Consider the following 19,192-nt stretch of genomic DNA (forward strand, 5'->3'; position numbering starts at 1 on the left):
TCATAAACCTAAATAGCTATTTAATAAATACATAAGTAATGTCGAAAGTAATAGGAAAAGTTGCCCAGATCATTGGACCAGTAGTTGATGTAGTTTTCAACGGTAAAGATGTTGAACTTCCAAAAATTTATGATTCATTAGAAATCACAAAAAAAGATGGTACTTTGTTAGTACTTGAAGTACAATCTCACATTGGTGAAAACACAGTTCGTACCATTTCGATGGACTCAACCGATGGTTTGAGTAGAGGTTATGAAGTAGTTGGAACAGGAAATCCTATCCAAATGCCAATTGGTGCCGATGTTTACGGTCGTTTATTCAACGTAATTGGAGATGCCATTGATGGTTTACCGGAATTGCCAAAAACTGGTGAAAACGGAATGTCAATTCACAGAGCAGCTCCAAAATTTGAAGATTTATCTACTTCTTCTGAAGTTTTATTCACAGGTATTAAAGTAATCGATTTAATTGAGCCTTACTCAAAAGGGGGTAAAATTGGATTGTTTGGTGGTGCTGGAGTTGGTAAAACAGTTTTGATTCAGGAGTTGATCAACAATATTGCAAAAGGTCACGGTGGACTTTCTGTATTCGCAGGAGTAGGAGAAAGAACACGTGAAGGGAATGACTTACTTCGTGAGATGTTAGAGTCAGGAATTATTAAATACGGGGATGAATTCATGCACTCTATGGAAAATGGAGGATGGGATTTATCTAAAGTAGATTTACCAGGAATGAGAGAGTCTAAAGCTACTTTCGTTTTCGGTCAAATGAATGAGCCTCCTGGAGCTCGTGCTCGTGTAGCACTTTCTGGATTGTCTATCGCTGAATATTTCCGTGATGGAGCAGGAACTGATCAAGGTAAAGATGTATTGTTCTTCGTGGATAATATCTTCCGTTTTACACAGGCAGGTTCTGAGGTTTCGGCGCTTTTAGGTCGTATGCCATCTGCGGTAGGATACCAACCAACATTAGCAACTGAAATGGGAGCTATGCAAGAACGTATTACCTCCACAAACAAAGGTTCTATTACATCTGTACAAGCGGTTTACGTACCTGCAGATGATTTAACGGATCCGGCTCCGGCTACAACTTTTGCTCACTTAGATGCAACAACAGTATTGTCTCGTAAAATTGCTGAGTTAGGAATTTATCCTGCGGTTGATCCATTAGATTCAACTTCTAGAATCCTTACACCTCAAATTTTAGGTGATGAGCATTATGATTGTGCTCAAAGAGTAAAAGAAATTTTACAAAAATACAAGCAATTACAAGATATCATTGCGATCCTTGGTATGGAAGAATTATCGGAAGAAGATAAATTAGCCGTTTCAAGAGCGCGTCGTGTACAACGTTTCTTATCACAACCTTTCCACGTTGCTGAGCAATTCACAGGATTAAAAGGAGTTTTAGTTGATATCAAAGATACTATCAAAGGATTTAATATGATTATTGACGGTGAATTAGATCACTTGCCAGAATCTGCTTTTAACCTTAAAGGTACCATTGAAGAAGCTATCGAAGCTGGAGAAAAAATGTTAGCGGAAGCATAAAATTAGTTTAAAAGTTTAAAGTTTAAGGTTCACTCGTAACTTTAAACTTTTAAACTTTAAACTTTAAACTAAAAAGAATTATGATTTTAGAAATAGTTTCACCAGAAGCAAAATTGTTTTCAGCAGAAGTTACTTCGGTAACACTGCCCGGAGTTGATGGAAGCTTTCAGATTTTGAACAACCACGCACCAATTGTTTCTATTTTAGAAAAAGGAGTAGTCAAAATTACAGCATCAAACTGGGCTTTTGCAAAAGAAGTAGCAGGTAAATTCACCAAGCTGGATGCCCAAAATTACACACTTGCTATCAATTCAGGAACAATTGAAATGAAAGACAACAAAGTTATTGTTTTAGTTGACTAAGATGATTTCCGATATATAAATGAAAGCCTCGCAATTTGCGGGGTTTTTTTATGTCCAGTCCCAAAGGATGATATTCCACTCGATTCCATCTTCCACATATATACAGATGACTTTAAAGCCAATGGATTCATGAGCCTTCATGGAACGAGGATTTGTAGTTGCAATTTCGGTTACGAGATAATCATATTTAAGTTGTAATTCTTCTTTATAAAACTGATAGAGATTGCGGAATATTCCCTGTTTTCTGTAGTTTTTATCTACGCAAATTTGCCCCATTACAACATAGGTTTTATCTTTAGGTACTAATGCATCTATTCTTTCAAACATTGGAATTAGAACTTCAATTTCGTTTCTAAAGCTTGAAAGCATTACTAATGCAAAACCTACTAAAATATCATTGTCTTTGGCGATAATATGTGCGCAAACCGAATTTATTTGTTCTAATAAGGTAACGGAGTGTTGTACAGTAACAAATCCCTCTTGAAGTTTTTCTTCAGAACTTATATTCTCAGAGCTATTTTGTAATTGTAGTGTTCTGATTTGTTTCAGTTCGTTTATAGTGGACGCTCTTTTATAATGTATAGTTTTCATATGATTATATTAATCACGGATTAATAAACGGTATAGCACTAACTGACCTATAAAATTAGGAAATCTTTGATTGATTGAAATGCATTTAGATTTTATTTTTTTCTTAATTTCAAATTCATTTTGGCATAATACTTTTCATTATATTTTGATGCAATCACAAGAGCTCCAGAAATCAGAATCAGATTTTTGATAATGTATTGTCCCGCTAAAGTAGGACAGTAAGGAAAAGCATCAAAACAGATTGTTTTTAGAATTAAAACAGGAAAAAATGTAGCTGCCATATGCATTAACAACAATACAATGGTATAAGGAATGAGCCGTTTTATAAGTAAACCAAGACCTATAAATACTTCGCAAACACCAAGGATTGGAATGAATATTTGCGGTTGAAACCAATGAACGGTTTGTTCTACTAATTCGTCGGCCGGGCTCATCCCGAAAATTTTTAATCCACCAAACCAAATGTAAACAACACCGAGAGCAATGCGCATGATATTGATGCTGTGTTTCTCCATTTTGTGACTAAATCTAAAATAGAAGTCTTCAAATAGTGTTTTCATAGTATAGTAGTTTCCGTCTTTTATAAAAAAGCCTAACAGGTTTCCAACATCTGTTAGGCTTGAGTTGATAAAGAATTTTTAAACAAACCATTTAAACAAATTATCAACTTAATTATTTTATATTATTCGGCACCATCGATAAGAGCTCTTGCTACAGCAAAACCACCTACTTTTTCGCCTAGTTCAAGTCCTTTTTCACAATCGCTTCTATAGTGGATGCATCCAAACATTCTAGAATCCGAAGCTTCTTTTGCCATAGCTACAAAACTTTGTGCTTTTACTGGAACTATATGAGATAAAACAACACTAGCCGCTCCGCTGAATGTGGAATGTCCTGACACATACGAAGGAAAATTTGGCGTTCCCGTTAATGTTTTTATTGAAGGATCTACTTGAGATGGTCGTGGGTTAAAATAGGTATATTTTGCATCCCAACAGCTGATAGCCGCATCCATCATTGCGATGTTTAATAATGCAAGATTTCTTGCCCATCGTACTTCACTATAATTTAGTGTTACAAATGACTCTGAGGCAATTGCATTCCAGTGTCCGGGTGGCGTATAAGTTCCTACACCGTCAGCCCAAAAAGTAACGGTTTGCAAGTTCTTTCTAGTGGCATTTTGTCCATATCTTTTTACTTCAGCTAATTCTTTTGCAAATTGTTCTGATTTTGTAGATGGCGGTGGAACCGGGCGACTGGCAACAACCATTTCTGGAGTCATTAAAAATGATTTTACTTTTCCAAATAATGGTAACATTGGAGGTCTTGTAGGGACATCTAATGATTTCCAAGGAGTTTCTCCAGTGGTTGCAGTTTGAGTTTCCAGTTGAGTCCAAAGCGCTTGATTCCCAATAGCTGCTCCGGTTCCATCAGAAGCTGCTCTGGCGATAAATTTGCCTGCAATTTTTCTGCCTAAAATAATTCCGGCATCAACATCACTTCGGACATTGGCACCACTAATAATGCGATATAATTTTTGTTCTTCTGCCTTTTCTTGTATGTAGGCGATTTCTGTTGGGAATAATAATTTTAATAGTTCAACCGTAACTCCTGCTAAAACAGCATCTTCAGACGGATAAGAAGGTAAGGTACTTTTGGGAATTAAAACCGGTAAAGTAGCATCAACCATAAAAGGTGCAGCTCTATTGTACAGTTTTTTATAATGCCAAGTCGCAATCATCGCATCGTATTGCGCGGCACTCACATAAGCATATGCTCTGGCTGCGTATGGAGGATTTGAAAAAGGAAATTCAGGATTCGCAAATGGATTTGCCGCAGATGGTGCAGGATAAGTTCCGTCTTCATTTTGATACGGCGGACGATTGTGTCTTGCCACTAATGTTCGCATGATTTCATTCCAACGTAAAACACCTCCGGCACTCCAGTATTTTATTATTTTTTTGTGCTCTGGCGTTATGCTTGCCTGATAGCTTTTTATTTCGTTAATTTCTCTTGTAAATGCAGCTGCGGTAGTGGTTATTGGCGCATCCAATGAGAATTCATCCGGGGTGTTCAATAGAAATGTTTTCCAAGTTCCGGCTAATTCGTCTGTATTAGCCGGATTTAATTGAGGAAATTGTTCGTTGCGTTCTGTTAACTCGTCACTACAAGAATAGTTCAACGTAAGAAACAAAACCAAAAGACTGTTGTAGGCTATTTTTTGTATTTTATTTTTCATTTTCTTGTGTTGCTTTTTTTAAATTAAGGATGTAAAATATACCACCATAAAAGGTGTTTGATTGTCCAACATTTCGGCCTTGCGTAACAAAATTGCATCCTCCAATAATAGATAATGCGGGTGTTTTTCTGAGTGTATATTTAGTATTTACTCCTACTTTTAATGCATTCATAGTATTGCTTGGAAAGGGCATGTTGTTTTTTGTAATGTCAAATCCTCCAGATTGCGTAACCCAGTTATCAAGCACTGCTTCGGCAATTAATCTATTGGAACGATAGCCTATTCTGTAATTTATTGAAATAGCATCTGGCATATCCACTTCATTGGTATAATGCATTTCGTTAGTATAATAGGAATTTCGATCAATGGTTATAGTGGCTCTTTTTAAATACGCTCCAGATAGCGTGGTGAAAAAATGACCTCTCTGATAATCACCCATCAATCGTAAAGATGCAGTCTTGCTTTTTAGACCAAGACTTAAAGGTAAATAATCAGCTGAATAATCAGAAATCGGAGCCGAAAGTCCTCCCAAAGCATATACAGAGTAGGTTGCTTTTCCAATTGTTTTTTCTAATGGCATGTATTTTATTGTTAACAATAAATCTTGCAATCCTTTTTGACCACCCATTGTTCCTGCAGAAGCTTTTGTTTCTACATAAGGAAGACTGAAAATGATATTTAATTTATCAGAAACACCATAGTTTCCATTTAAGGTAACTGATTCTGTAGAAACAGTACCCAGATTAAGATTTTCTCTTTTAAATGTTCCTTCCCAATATTCGTCCCAGCTGTTATGTTGGTATACAGCTCCAAAACAAAAATTATTCTTGCTCATCATAATGCCATCAATCTCTGTTTGAGCGTTCATGAATAAAGGTGTCAACAGCAGGCAACTCAGATAAAATTTTTTCATCAAAAAAATGGTTTTTGGTTAATGGTTTGGTGTTTTACTGTTTAAAAATGTGTTGTTTTTATTTTGCTACTGCTATTAATTTTAAAATCTGGTAGATATACCAATGTTAATAGTATAGTCAGCAAATGCTGCATCTCCCTGAACATGAGTGCCTGTTTTTACAGAATTTTCTTTGTCGGTTACACTTTGCGTACGATTACGAACGACCGCAAATGGTACGGAAGCAAACAGGACAACTTTTTTATACTCATAGTTTACGGAAGGTTCTACAGACCAAATATATCCCGGACGACGGAAATCGCCACTTCCGCCCACAAGATCATTTACAGGGATGCCTTCTAATCGTGCGCCTGCAGCTACAGACAATCCTTTTATTTGATTCACTGAATAATTGAAACCCGCTCTAAACATATATTGATCCGGAACACTCATAATAGCTTCGTTAGCAAGTCGTGATGCTAATGTTTCTCTATATGAACGAGTTCCGTTTTGTTCACGTGGATTTATTAAGTAATAGAAATTACCGTAAACTCCAAAGTTTTCTATGAAGTTGTAAAAGGTGTTTACTTCAAATGTAAATCCCGTTCCGCCGTCTCCTAACTGGATGGATTGATCTACTGGGCGCAATTCTTTTGTTCCGTTTGGACCTACATTATAAAAGTAATCTTTGTAGTTGTAATCACCAGTTGGTAATTTTATACCTAATCCTAGTTGTATGTTTCCATTGGTGCTTTTTGCAGGGTCTAACATCCATCTGTAAGCGGCGAATCTTATGTCGCCAATACCAAATGAACTTGTTGAATTTCGTTCTCTTTTTACATAAGTCCCGTTTACCAAGCCATGTTCGTACAATGAAGAACGAACATTATTTGAAATGGGCACATCAACCATAACGGACCAGCGGTTGTTTAATATTCTGGTCAATGAAAGATTGAAAACAGAGGTGTAATTGATGACTTCTGTTTTTTGCACTAGCCTGTCTTTGTTTTCCTCTGTTCCAGAAAAGTGTCTGAATGATCTAAAATAGCGTCCGCTGCTGGCAAATTGCCATCCAGAAACATTGGTGCTGTCTGCATGAATCGACATACAACTTGTCGCGTTACCTTTGATAGCGACACAGCCTTGCGCAGCTATTTTTTGGGAGTTAAATGCAATTGTTACGAACAGGATAAAACTACAAACGGATTGTAAAGTGGATAAAATTTTCAAGTTTTTGGTTTTTTGAATGGTTAATGATTTAAAATAGGCCTATGACAACTTCTTCCAGATTGATGTAATTGTTAAAAATTTAGATTGATTGATAGATAGTGTCGCTTTAAAACAAGATTTTCTGTTGGCTTTCGCCAAAGATTTACGTGTGATTTTACAAGGCAAAGTTGATGGGTGAAAGCTTTTCTTTGAAATAAAGAATGCTGTTCATAAATCCAAATTTGAATTTTCCAATCCATTTAAATCACGATACTGAAAGCTAATTGTATAAAACAAACCAAAATAGAAATAAAATAAGCCTTTGAAAACATGAAAAATAAATGAATTCAGAAAATACAAAAGTCTATTTTGCATTTTTAACGGGCATAATTTCTACTAAAAGAGTGTAATAAATGTACAGATTTAGCTAAAAAATAATCGTGAATTATCTTGACTTTACAAATGCCAGATAAAAGCGAATGATTCCACTAAAATGAAAGAAGATTTAAACGAAATCTGGTGGTGAATACGATAAAGAAAGGTATCCGGAATCTATCGCTTGGTTTGGTGTAATGATAGATTCAGTTGAAAGTACAGTTGTTTTTGGAGAAAAATCTACGCAAACAGCACTGTTTGCTACATAATCTTTTAGGAAAGATTTTAGTAGTTTTTTTACAGGAGACTCTTTTGATGAGGATCCGTTGAATAATTGATTGTCAACAATATCTTTTAAATCCTGACTTATTGCATCTTGATGTGAATTGCGCAGGTAATATAGACTTAGTATGTTGTTTTGAATTCTTTTCTTGAAAATGTGATAACTCTTGTTGTTGATAACCACATCTTCATTCACATATTCAAAATCAGTGTCCTCGATAAAGGAGTATAAAGTTGCATTTAATTGGATTACTTGAAACTCTGAATCGTGTCTTTTTTCCATAGAAGCTACCCATGCTTGCTCTTCTTGATAAGCAAACATCAGATAGTATCCCATCACGTTGTAGAACAACGTTACTATTAGAAAAAGTGATGCAATTCGTTTCATATCTGCCGAAAGTAGAAAACTATTTCATTGGTTGATATTTTTAATATTATTTTTAAGTTTTTTTTAACATAAATTTAAGAGAGATATAAATCGAAACCGTTTTCGGAAAAAATTATAAGTTTTTTTTTAATTGCTTTAATTCGAATGTTAATTTGTAATAGAATTGTTTTTTTTGGTGAGCAAGTTGAATATCGTTTTGAAGAAATGAGTTTTATTTATTTTTAAAATTTGATAGAAAAACTAACAAATAGTTCGCAAAATCCATAAACCAAAAAAGATGCTTAATTTTGCGAACTATGAAACATTTTCCAGAAAATCTATACGCTAAACTTGAAATTCGAAAGCAGCATAATGCATTGCGAAAATTATCTTTATCAAGTAATACCATTGATTTTTCTTCTAATGATTACTTGGGTTTCTCACAATCAGAAATTATTTTTAGGGAGACGCACGAGTATTTAATTACTAATGGAATCATTCAAAACGGAGCAACGGGTTCCAGATTATTATCTGGAAACCATAAACTATATCAAGAAACTGAAGATTTTATTGCAAAGTTTCACAAATCTGAATCGGCTTTAATTTTCAATTCAGGTTACGATGCTAATGTTGGATTCTTTGGCTCGGTTCCACAAAGAGGAGATGTAATTTTATACGATGAATTGTGTCATGCTTCCATTCGGGACGGAATTCAACTTTCGCATGCGAAAGCGTACAAGTTCAATCATAATGATTTTGAAGATTTAGAAAAGTTGATTTTACGGAATCAAAACACCATTATTTATATTGTAACGGAATCTGTTTTTTCGATGGATGGAGATTGCCCAAATCTGGAAGAATTAATTTTGGTTTCAAATAAACACAATTGTTTTCTTGTTGTTGATGAAGCGCATGCTTTGGGAGTTTTTGGTTCATCAGGAGAAGGATTCGTTCAAATGCTGGACATGCAAGATCACGTTTTTGCTCGAATTATGACTTTCGGGAAAGGATTGGGATGTCATGGAGCCGCAATTTTAGGTTCGGTTGAATTGAGGGAATATTTAATAAATTTTGCCCGAAGTTTTATTTATACCACTGGGCTTTCGCCACATTCCGTTGCTACGATTTTGATTGCATATCAGCATTTAAAAAAAGGTTCGGATTCCATTTTAAAATTAAGAGAAAACATTGTTTTCTTTAATCAGCAGAAAAATCTGTTGAGTTTAAAACCACTTTTTGTTCGAAGCAAATCGGCGATACAATCTGCTATTATTCCGGGAAATGAAAAAGTAAAAACGATCGCCAAGCAACTGCAGGAAAAAGGATTTGATGTGAAAGCGATACTTTCGCCAACAGTTCCAGAAGGACAGGAAAGACTGCGTTTTTGTTTTCATAGTTATAATTCACAAGAAGAAATCTCGGAAGTGTTGCGATTGTTGAGTACTTTTGTTTTTATGGAACGCGGATAATACGGATTTAAATGATTAACACGGATTTTATATTTAAAACACATACAATGGGTGATTTATTGCATAAAAATTTGAGCGACACTATTTTGAAAATCTATTTTGAAGTTTACAGCGAACTTGGATATGGGTTTCTTGAAAAAGTGTATCAAAACGCAATGTATTTGGAATTAAAATCCCAAGGGTATAAAGTAGAAGCTCAAAAACAAATTAAAGTGTATTGCAAAAGTCAATTGGTAGGTGATTATTTTGCGGACTTATTGATTGAAGATGCTATTATTCTTGAACTTAAGGCCTGTGGATGTTTGTTAGACGAGCATAAAGCCCAACTTTTGAATTATCTTAAGGCAACTGATGTAGAAATTGGCTTGTTATTGAACTTTGGAACAACTCCAGAATTTAAAAGGTCTATTTATACCAACGATAGAAAAAAACTAAAATAAATTTTTAAAAAATCCGTGATAATCAGTTAAATCTGTGTAATCCGTGTGCTATTTATATGAAACTATTTATAACAGGAATTGGAACCGATGTAGGTAAAACCATCGCGTCTGCCATCATAACAGAAGCTTTAGAAGCTGATTATTGGAAACCCATACAAGCGGGGGATCTTGAAAACTCAGACACTCACAAGGTCAAAGAGTATGTCACTAACTCTAAATCAAAATTCCATCCCAACAGCTATGCACTTAATACGCCTGCAAGTCCGCACTATGCCGCAGAGGTTGATGGGATTGTAATTGAATTGAATAAAATTACCGAACCCAAAACAGAAAATCATTTGGTTGTTGAAGGAGCGGGAGGTGTTTTCGTACCGTTAAATGATACTGATTGTGTGATCGATTTAATCCAAAAAGATTATAAAGTAATTGTGGTTTCAAGACATTATTTAGGAAGTATCAATCATACTTTATTGACTGTTGAAGCCTTACAAAATAGAAAAATAGTAATTGCTGGAATTGTTTTTTCTGGAGATGAAAACAAAGCAACTGAATCTATTATTTTGTCTAAAACAGGCGTAAAATTCATTGGGCGAATAGAACAAGAGCCGTATTTTGATAAAAATGTCAACAAAGAATACGCGGATTTATTTCGAGAAAATTTGCTGAAACTTCAATAGTAATTTCAATGGCAATTACAAAATTAAAAATCAAATGACTTTAACTGAAAGAGACCGCCAATATCTTTGGCATCCGTATACCCAACACAAAACTGCAGCGTTACCAATTGCCATAAAAAAAGGGAAAGGTGCATTGCTTTGGGACGAAAACGACAAAGAATATATTGATGCAATCGCTTCATGGTGGGTGAATCCTTATGGTCATTCCAATACGTTTATAGCCGATGCGATATACAAACAACTCACAACATTAGAACACGTTCTTTTTGGTGGATTTACACATGAACCCGCTATTTTAGTAGGGGAGAAGTTGATGGAAATTTTACCTAAAAACCAACAAAAAATATTTTTTTCTGATAACGGATCTACAGCCGTTGAAGTGGCGATTAAAGTGGCGTTACAGTATTTTTTCAACAAAGGTGAAAAGAGAACGGCAATAATTGCTTTCGAAAATGCATTTCACGGGGACACATTTGGCGCTATGGCAGCAAGTGGAATCTCTTTTTTTGTTGAAGCATTCAAGGATTCTTTGATTCAAGTCATACGCATTCCAGTTCCGGTTAAAGGAATGGAGCAAGAAAGTTTTGATGCGTTACAATCGGTTATAAAACATAACAATTGTGCGGGTTTTATCTTTGAACCCTTAGTTCAAGGAGCGGCAGGGATGGTGATTTATGAGCCGGAATCGTTAGATAAATTGATGCGAATTTGTCAAGAAAATAATGTACTAACCATTGCCGATGAAGTGATGACAGGCTTTGGCAAAACCGGAAAAACGTTTGCAACCGATTACTTGGTGGAAAAACCAGATATGATGTGCTTGTCAAAAGCCTTGACTGGTGGAACTATTCCTATGGCGATTACGACTTTTACTCAGGACTTATTTGATGCTTTTTATGATGACGATATAAATAAGGCTTTGTTTCATGGGCACACCTTTACAGCAAATCCTACAGGTTGTGCGGCGGCTTTGGCCAGTATAGAATTGTTGCAAACCGATGAAATGCAAGCGAATATAGTTCGTGTCAATCAAAATCATCTGAATTTTCAGGAACGAATCAAAAATCATCCAAAGGTAACTACAACACGAGTGTTGGGAGTAATTTTTGCTTTAGAAATAAAAACCGAAAGTGCTGCCAGTTATTATGGAAGTTTGCGCAATAAGCTCTATGATTTTTTTATCGAAAACGGAGTGATTCTGCGTCCTGTTGGTAATATTGTATACATTTTACCTCCTTACGTTATTACCGATGAGCAATTGCAAAAAGTATATCATGTGGTTGAAAAGGCGTTGGAAATAGTTTGATTTTTAGCCACAAATTAAAAGGATTCTCCAAGATTAAAAAATCCGTTTTTATCAGCTAAATCCGTGTTATCCGTGTGCTATTTTTTTGCCATTAAACTGGCAGATAGATAGCTACAATTGATTTCTAGTTTTTTTAGCCGCAGATTGAACGGATTAAACGGATTTCCACAGATTGAAAAAATAAAAATCTTTTTTTGTCAGTAGCATAGGTGCTATTGTGTGCCAATTTTTCGAAAAACTTTGCGACCTTTGCCGCAAAATAATAGTACTATCTTGTCAACAATAATCTCCATAACCGCTATAGCCTCCATTTCACCTTTGGGTACTGACTCAAAAATAATTTGGGAAAATTATCTGAATTACAATCATTGTTTTACGGAACATGTTTTAGACGATAAGCAAACTTTCGTTGCTAAGTTGGATACAGATTCTGAAGATGTAGTTGCTGACTTGCGAGTGTCAGACATCAAATATAAGTCGTTAGATAAGTCCGTTTTGTATGCGATGGCAGCTTCGCGAAAAGCGATTCAAAAAGCAGGATGGACAAAAAACGATATTTTTGGGATCAATTTTGGTTCCTCTCGCGGCGCAACAGATTTATTCGAAAAACATTATCAGGAGTATTTAAAAACTGGAAAAGCACAAACTTTGGCTTCTCCAACGACGACTTTGGGAAATATTTCTTCTTGGGTTGCCCATGATTTACAAAGTTCCGGTCCCGAAATCTCACATTCTATAACTTGTTCTACTGCTTTGCACGCGGTATTAAATGGTGTGGCGTGGCTCAGAGCAGGAATGGCTGATAAATTTCTGGTAGGTGGTAGTGAAGCGCCGTTGACTGATTTTACGATTGCCCAAATGCGCGCTTTAAAAATTTATTCGAATAACACCGAACAATACCCGAATCGGGCCCTTGATTTAGAAAAGAAACAAAGCACCATGATTCTTGGCGAAGGTGCCGGTGTGTGTTGTCTCGAAATAGGGAAAAAAGAAAACGCATTAGCTTACATTGAAGGAATTGGTTATGCTACAGAGATATTAGAGCATAATATTTCCATTTCGGCGGAAGCGACTTGTTTCCAAAAATCAATGAAAATGGCGTTGCAAAATACTAATTTGTCCAAAGTTGATGTCATTGTGATGCATGCTCCGGGAACTATAAAGGGTGACTTAACCGAGTATAGAGCTATTAAGAAAGTATTTGGCGAAAACCTGCCTTTATTGACGACCAATAAATGGAAAATTGGACACACTTTTGGCGCATCGGGAATTTTGAGTATGGAACTTGCTATACTTATGATGCAACACAATAGATTTATCGGAGTTCCTTTTGCAGAAGCACAAATTCAAACGAAACCAATAAAGAAAGTACTGATTAATGCAGTAGGTTTTGGTGGAAACGCGGTGAGCTTGCTTTTGAGTTTGTGATTTTTTATTCTTCTTTTAAATTTTCCAACTCTTTTACCTTTTCATAAATTATATTGCTTTCGAAGCCTTTGCGCAAAAGGTAATCACAGAATTTTTTGCGTTTTTTCAGCATATTTTTTTCATAAATGGACTCCCAGTTTCTTTCTGCCACGGTATGAAAAGTGGCTAAATATTCTTCACTACTGATTTCTTTGAGTGCCAAATTGATATTATACTGTGTAATTTTTCGAAATTTTAATTCGTTTACAATTCTAATTTTCCCCCAAAACTTGATGCGGTGTTTCCCTCGTGCGAAACTGCAGGCAAAACGACTTTCATTCAGGAAATTATCTTTGATCAGATGTACTAAAATAGTGTCAATTTCATCAGAATCCATTTTCATACTCCTTAATTTCTGAACTACTACTTCGTGGCAGCGCTCCTGATAGGCACAATAATGCTCTATTTTTTGTATGGCTTCTTTTATGGAATATACTGGGTTCATTTTTTTGATTTTAAAATGATTCTCTGTGCATCAATTTGAAAAATAGATATGGAATTTAATTTCAAAAATAAGGCTTTAAATCCATTGTGATCCAAGTGGTAAACATGAATTTATTTTTTGCTGTTTTTTATCATAAAAAAGGAAATTAAATTTTCAGCAAAAAAGGTTGTCGTAGAGGAAGTTCAGGCTAAGAAATAATTTGTTTTTAAGGTGAGTTTCAAAAGATTTTGCTAGGCTGAAAAAGTGTATTTTGACAGGTTATTTTGTATTTGGTCGATTAAATTGGGCTTTATTTAAAATACGGACCGATATTGCAATGTTAGATAATTTCTTTATTTTTTTGATAAAAAAATAAGAAAGAAGTTGTTGAATTTAGTGTTAAGATATATAACGATAATACCACATGAATAAAAAATTACTTTTTTTAATAACCGGTTTAATGTTTTTTTTATCGAGTTATTCACAATGTGCATATACAGGAACACCACTTACATCTGTGGGTACGTATACTTTTTGTATTGATAATGGCAATACGATAACAACTCCAAGTGTAAGAGCAGGTCAATTTGCATTAGTAAACGTTGTGCGAGGTTTTAGATACCGTTTTTCAGTAGGAGATGCTTTTTGGTTTTTTGGAAATGAAAATTTAACAATACTCAATGCAGCAGATGATTCTCCTGTAGGGGTAGCAGGATTTGCATCTGGAGGAAGTGGCGCTACAATAACAAATTGGACTTCTACATTTTCAGGTCAAATTAAAGTGCTCTTATCAAGAGGAGCATGTGTGAATGATAATACTGCTGGTGGAGCGCTAACTTTACAGCTTTTAGGCGGTAGTAATACTCTTGATAGTCAAACTGCATTTGGCACAGGTAATTGGGTGGGGCATGTTTATAATTATGCTGGGGGTAACAATCCAGGTGGTTTTCCATCTCCAAATCCTTTATCAACAACTACGAGTCCTTTTATTGATGCAAATTATGTGGGTTATTATAATGTGGCAACAGAAACTATTAATGAGACTTTTGGTGGAAATACGGCATGTTTTCCGTTATTAAGTAGCGGTGTAAACAGGGTTAATATGTTTGCGGATAGATTTGCAGTTAGATATCGTATGAGATCAACAAGACCAGCTGGTTGCTACATTTTGAATGTTAATGGTGATGATGGCGTGCGCGTTTATGTTGACGGTGCACTTGTTTTAGATCGTTGGGTAGATCAATCTAATACTTCTTATTGTAATAATTTGATAAACCTAACAGGGAATAGTGTTATTGTTTTAGATTATTATGAAAATGTGGGCGAGAATGTTTTAGGTTTTAGTTTAACTCCCTTTGATGGATCTGGGAATGCAATAACAAGTTCAACGGATGTTAGGGTTTGCTCAAATACCGCATCTACCATAACAGCGTCAAATCTTATCAGCTGTAATGTAAATACGAATACTGTGTACCAGTGGCAATCGTCATTAGACAACATTACTTTTACAAACATCACCACTGGAGGTACAGCACGGGATTATACAGCTCCTGCCTTAGGGGTTGCAGCTGGTTCTCCCAACAACATTCGCTATTTTAGAAGGGTTTTCAAACCGTCTACATTAACTGCTGGAACATGTGAGTTTTTTTCAAATGTGGTTACCGTAACCACAAGTGGAGCCAGACCCAATGGTCCAGGAGCTATTTCAGGTAATACAACACAATGTCGGACTACTTCCGCAAGTTATAATATTGCTGCAGTCCTGAATGCGACAGGTTATTCTTGGGGTACAACTGGCACCGGTTGGACAATAACGCCATCAGCTAATGGATTATCTGTTTCAATTGCATTCAGTGCAACAGCCACATCGGGAAATCTTACAGTTTTCGCCTCTAATGGATGTGGGCAAAGTTTTAGCAATTCATCTGTTAATATTCAGGTAGGAGGTTTGCCTACAAATGCTACGATATCTGGATCTACAGCTGTATGTGTCGGGGCGCCAGCGCAAGCAATTGTAATAACAAATCCACAATCGTATGGTGTGAATGTTATTTATAACATAAATGGAGGTGCAAATAATGTTGTTTATGTAGGTCCAAGTTCATCTATTAATTACATTACAGCTCCTACTGTTTCCGCAGGGACATTTACATACAACTTAGTAAGTGTTTCAAACGGGGTAGGTTTTGCTAATTGTTCAACAAGCATTACTGGCAATGCAACTGTAACGGTAAATCCACCTAGTGTTGGAGGAACAGTTTCAGGAGGCACCGCTGTTTGTTCAGGGACAAATAGTACGGTTTTAACATTAGAAGGACATACGGGAATAGTTGTGAGATGGGAATCATCATTAGATAATTTTGCTACAGCAGGAAGTACCATTGCTAATACAAGCACAACATTAACAGTAGCAAATTTAAGCGCTACTACTTCTTATAGAGCTGTTTTGCAAAGTGGTTCTTGTTCGGTAGTAAATTCATCATCGGCTACGGTAACAGTAAATCCACCGAGTGTTGGAGGAACTGTTTCAGGAGGCACAACTGTTTGTTCAGGCACAAATAGTACGGTTTTAACATTGGCAGGACACATAGGAACAATTACAAAATGGCAATCAGCTGTAAGTCCATTTTCAACTTGGACAGATATAGCAAATACGGCTGCAACCTATACAACGGGTTCATTGAGCGCAACAACGCAATTTAGAGCAGTAGTTCAAAGTGGAAGTTGTGCGGTTGGGAATTCAGCGGTTACAACAATAACGGTAAATAGCGCTCCAACAATCACTCCAAATAAGGTTGACGAAACCTGCGCCACAACCAATGATGGTTCAATTTCACCGACACTTTTCGGAGGATTAACAAATGTACGTTACATCAAATTAACTCAGAAATTTGTCAATGCTGATGCTTGGCAACAAGTGCAAGAAATTCAGGCACTTGAAGTTTTTACAGGTTCAAATGTTGCGCTTTCCTCTACCGGAGCTATTGCAACTTCGAGTTCTATTTACAATAATGATCCAGGAACTTTTGGACCCGCAAAAGTGAATGATGGAGATACTGTAGGATATAGTTTTTGGCATAGTAATTCAACTAATATTAATGAATGGGTACAAGTAGATCTTCAATCAGGAAAAAATATTGATTATCTGCGTATCTATAATAGATCGGATTGTTGTCAAAATAGAGGTCAAAACATGTTACTAGAACTCTTCGATGGTGCAAATAATTTAGTATATTCTAGAACTGTAAATCTTTGGGAGAATATTAATGGACCTCATTATATTGAGGTAAATATATTAGATTTATCTTGGGCAGATAGTGCAACTACTTTAAATAGAACCGGTTTAGATTCGGCTACATATATTTTGAATTATGCAGATGCAATAGGATGTTCGGAAAGTTCTCCAATAAACATTGGTTCATCAATTATAGCTGCACCAACACAAGGAACAATTACGCCGATAACTTGTAATGTTTCTTTAGCTAGTGTAATTTTAAATAACTTGCCGTCAGTGGGGACTTGGACTTTGACGCAAAGTGGAACTTCTACAGCAACAATTACGGGTACAGGTAGTTCAGCCACTATTTCTGGGCTTGCACCAGGCACATATAATTTTTCGGTATCAATTGGTGGTTGCTCTTCTTCTAATCTGGAAGCAGTAGAAATTGCTTCTTTACAAGAAACTGTTTGGAATGGTGCTTGGTCAAATGGATTACCAAATAGTGATAAAAAGCTTATTTTTAATTCAAATTATAGCCAGACTACAGATTTAGTTGCATGTTCATGTGAGGTAACTTTGGGAAATGTAATTGTTAGGTCTGATAAGACCTTGACCTTGACTAATGAATTAAAAGTTTCTGGTGGTACATTAACCTTCGAGAACAACGCTAACTTAGTTCAAATAAATGAAGACCCAACTATAAACTCGGGAGCTATAACCTATCAAAGGGAAACAGTAACGCCAGTGGATAAATTTGATTTTACCTATTGGACTTCACCTGTTTCTGGACAAACTTTATACAACACATCACCAAATACTTTAGCGGATAAATATTTTTCTTTTGATGCTGTTAACAATAATTGGATACAAGAAAATTCGTTAACAAAAGTAATGGAGCCAGGGATTGGATACATTATTCGTGGACCACAAAATAATTATGCTCCAAATCCTATAGGGACATATCGTGCGAATTTTATTGGTGTGCCACACAATGGAACTATTCCAGTTGAAATATTGGCAACAGGCGAAGCGTCTTATCTTCTTGGAAATCCTTATCCATCAGCGCTGGATGCAGACTTGTTTTTGTTTAATAATAAAGACGTATTAGACGGAACGCTATATTTTTGGACTCATAATACGGATATTGCTCCAAGCGGTTCTCATTATATTTATGATTCAGATGATTATGCATCATATAATTTAACAGGAGGAGTTGGTACCGGTAATGGTATTCCTGCAGATAGTGATGTTAATCCAATGCCTACAATTCCTACAGGAGAAATAGCTTCTGGTCAAGGTTTTTTTGCAACTAGTATTGCACCTGGAACGGTTAATTATACTAATACGATGCGATTGGGAGGAATTGCTAATTCCCAATTCTTTAGGTCTAACTCAAAATCCAAAAAGAATGCGAGTTTTGATAAAAACAGGCTGTGGTTGAATTTTTCAAATACAGAAGGTGCATTTAAACAAACACTCATAGGCTACATAACGGGAGCAACAAATGAGTATGAGAGAACATTTGACGGAATAAGTTTTGATGGGAATACATTTGTTGATTTCTATAGTATACTCGAGGATAAAAACTTTGTAATTCAAGGAAGAGCGCTACCATTTCTGCAAAGTGATGAGGTGCCGTTGGGTTATAAAACAACTATTAAAGGAAACTTCACTATAACAATTTTTCAAACAGATGGATTCTTGACAGCTCAAAATGTATTTCTTGAAGATAAAATGCTGGGTGTAATCCATAATTTAAAAGAAGCGTCATATAATTTTACAACTGAGAAAGGAGTTTTTAATGAGCGTTTTGTGTTGCGTTACACTGATAAAATACTTGGAACGGGTGATTTTGAAAGTGAAGATAAAACAATTGTAGTTTTTAAAGAGAAGAACGAATTAAAAATTAAATCCGAATTTGAAACGATGAAACGGGTTACTATATTTGATTTATTGGGTAAAAAAGTATTTGAAGAAACACTTAAAGATGTAAATGAATTCCGTACTTCAAATATTACATTGAAGAATCAAATTGTAATCGTAAAAGTTGTCTTAACTAATGGCCAGGTAGTAGCTAAAAAAGTTAGTTATTAGCTATAAATAGTATTTTAAAATTTTTATTAAATCCCATTCTGATGAAAACAGAATGGGATTTTTTTTAAATGGAGTTAAAAAAATAAATATTTTTATGATTTAGGCTAAATATCACTAAATGTGGGTATTGCGTATAATTTGGATTATCTATATTTTTATATTTAATTAATAAACACTTGTGGTAGTGTGTGTTAGTATAATTGATAAAAATCTTAAATCCATCGTAAA

Annotated in this window: 15 protein-coding genes; 8 read left to right on the forward strand and 7 right to left on the reverse strand. The window is 35.5% G+C overall.

The features are described from left to right. Window positions 1-38 precede the first annotated feature (38 nt). Both atpD and AC0J6S_RS05360 read left to right on the forward strand, forming a co-directional pair. A complete protein-coding gene (gene atpD / locus AC0J6S_RS05355; protein ID WP_474955776.1) occupies window positions 39-1,550 on the forward strand; it encodes a F0F1 ATP synthase subunit beta in 1,512 nt (503 codons plus the stop codon). 80 nt (window positions 1,551-1,630) lie between these two features. Next, entirely contained in the window at window positions 1,631-1,912 is a 282-nt protein-coding gene (locus tag AC0J6S_RS05360) for a FoF1 ATP synthase subunit delta/epsilon (RefSeq protein ID WP_474955777.1), read from the forward strand. A gap of 48 nt (window positions 1,913-1,960) precedes the next feature. Here AC0J6S_RS05360 and AC0J6S_RS05365 read toward each other — a convergent pair whose 3' ends face one another. The 6 genes from AC0J6S_RS05365 to AC0J6S_RS05390 form a co-directional block, all read right to left on the reverse strand. Then, window positions 1,961-2,503: an N-acetyltransferase family protein gene (locus AC0J6S_RS05365; RefSeq protein WP_474955778.1), complete on the reverse strand. Its 543-nt coding sequence runs from the start codon at window positions 2,501-2,503 to the stop codon at window positions 1,961-1,963. A 92-nt stretch (window positions 2,504-2,595) separates the two neighbouring features. Further along, window positions 2,596-3,063 (reverse strand): DoxX family membrane protein, encoded by a 468-nt coding sequence (locus AC0J6S_RS05370; RefSeq protein ID WP_474955779.1) that lies wholly within the window; start codon window positions 3,061-3,063, stop codon window positions 2,596-2,598. A gap of 122 nt (window positions 3,064-3,185) precedes the next feature. Continuing rightward, window positions 3,186-4,742 (reverse strand): vanadium-dependent haloperoxidase, encoded by a 1,557-nt coding sequence (locus AC0J6S_RS05375; protein WP_474955780.1) that lies wholly within the window; start codon window positions 4,740-4,742, stop codon window positions 3,186-3,188. Further along, on the reverse strand, window positions 4,732-5,655 hold the full coding sequence (locus tag AC0J6S_RS05380) for a hypothetical protein (protein WP_474955781.1): 924 nt from the start codon (window positions 5,653-5,655) through the stop codon (window positions 4,732-4,734). Before AC0J6S_RS05380 ends, AC0J6S_RS05375 begins: the two co-directional genes overlap by 11 nt. Window positions 5,656-5,736: 81 nt before the next feature. Then, on the reverse strand, window positions 5,737-6,864 hold the full coding sequence (locus tag AC0J6S_RS05385) for a hypothetical protein (RefSeq protein ID WP_474955782.1): 1,128 nt from the start codon (window positions 6,862-6,864) through the stop codon (window positions 5,737-5,739). Window positions 6,865-7,348: 484 nt separating this feature from the next. Beyond that, window positions 7,349-7,888 (reverse strand): hypothetical protein, encoded by a 540-nt coding sequence (locus AC0J6S_RS05390; RefSeq protein WP_474955783.1) that lies wholly within the window; start codon window positions 7,886-7,888, stop codon window positions 7,349-7,351. 296 nt (window positions 7,889-8,184) lie between these two features. Here AC0J6S_RS05390 and AC0J6S_RS05395 point away from each other — a divergent pair, with 296 nt between their 5' ends. From AC0J6S_RS05395 to AC0J6S_RS05415, 5 genes are all read left to right on the forward strand, one after another. After that, window positions 8,185-9,336, forward strand: a complete 1,152-nt coding sequence (locus tag AC0J6S_RS05395; RefSeq protein ID WP_474955784.1) for an aminotransferase class I/II-fold pyridoxal phosphate-dependent enzyme — start codon at window positions 8,185-8,187, stop codon at window positions 9,334-9,336. A gap of 47 nt (window positions 9,337-9,383) precedes the next feature. Continuing rightward, the gene (locus AC0J6S_RS05400; protein WP_474955785.1) at window positions 9,384-9,776 is read left to right on the forward strand and encodes a GxxExxY protein; all 393 of its coding nucleotides are present in this window, start codon (window positions 9,384-9,386) and stop codon (window positions 9,774-9,776) included. Between the two features lie 56 nt (window positions 9,777-9,832). Further along, window positions 9,833-10,453 (forward strand): dethiobiotin synthase, encoded by a 621-nt coding sequence (gene bioD, locus AC0J6S_RS05405; protein ID WP_474955786.1) that lies wholly within the window; start codon window positions 9,833-9,835, stop codon window positions 10,451-10,453. A 34-nt stretch (window positions 10,454-10,487) separates the two neighbouring features. Further along, the gene (bioA, locus tag AC0J6S_RS05410; RefSeq protein WP_474955787.1) at window positions 10,488-11,759 is read left to right on the forward strand and encodes an adenosylmethionine--8-amino-7-oxononanoate transaminase; all 1,272 of its coding nucleotides are present in this window, start codon (window positions 10,488-10,490) and stop codon (window positions 11,757-11,759) included. A 273-nt stretch (window positions 11,760-12,032) separates the two neighbouring features. Further along, window positions 12,033-13,187, forward strand: coding sequence for a beta-ketoacyl synthase N-terminal-like domain-containing protein (locus tag AC0J6S_RS05415; protein ID WP_474955788.1), 1,155 nt, complete (start codon window positions 12,033-12,035; stop codon window positions 13,185-13,187). 4 nt (window positions 13,188-13,191) lie between these two features. On the opposite strand, the gene AC0J6S_RS05420 is transcribed toward AC0J6S_RS05415, so the two are convergent. Beyond that, window positions 13,192-13,671 (reverse strand): regulatory protein RecX, encoded by a 480-nt coding sequence (locus tag AC0J6S_RS05420; RefSeq protein WP_474955789.1) that lies wholly within the window; start codon window positions 13,669-13,671, stop codon window positions 13,192-13,194. A 403-nt stretch (window positions 13,672-14,074) separates the two neighbouring features. On the opposite strand from AC0J6S_RS05420, the gene AC0J6S_RS05425 reads away from it, so the two are divergent. Continuing rightward, a complete protein-coding gene (locus AC0J6S_RS05425; RefSeq protein ID WP_474955790.1) occupies window positions 14,075-18,964 on the forward strand; it encodes a T9SS sorting signal type C domain-containing protein in 4,890 nt (1,629 codons plus the stop codon). The last annotated feature ends 228 nt before the right edge of the window (window positions 18,965-19,192 follow it).

Source organism: Flavobacterium sp. TS_SC_5, from assembly GCF_056156265.1.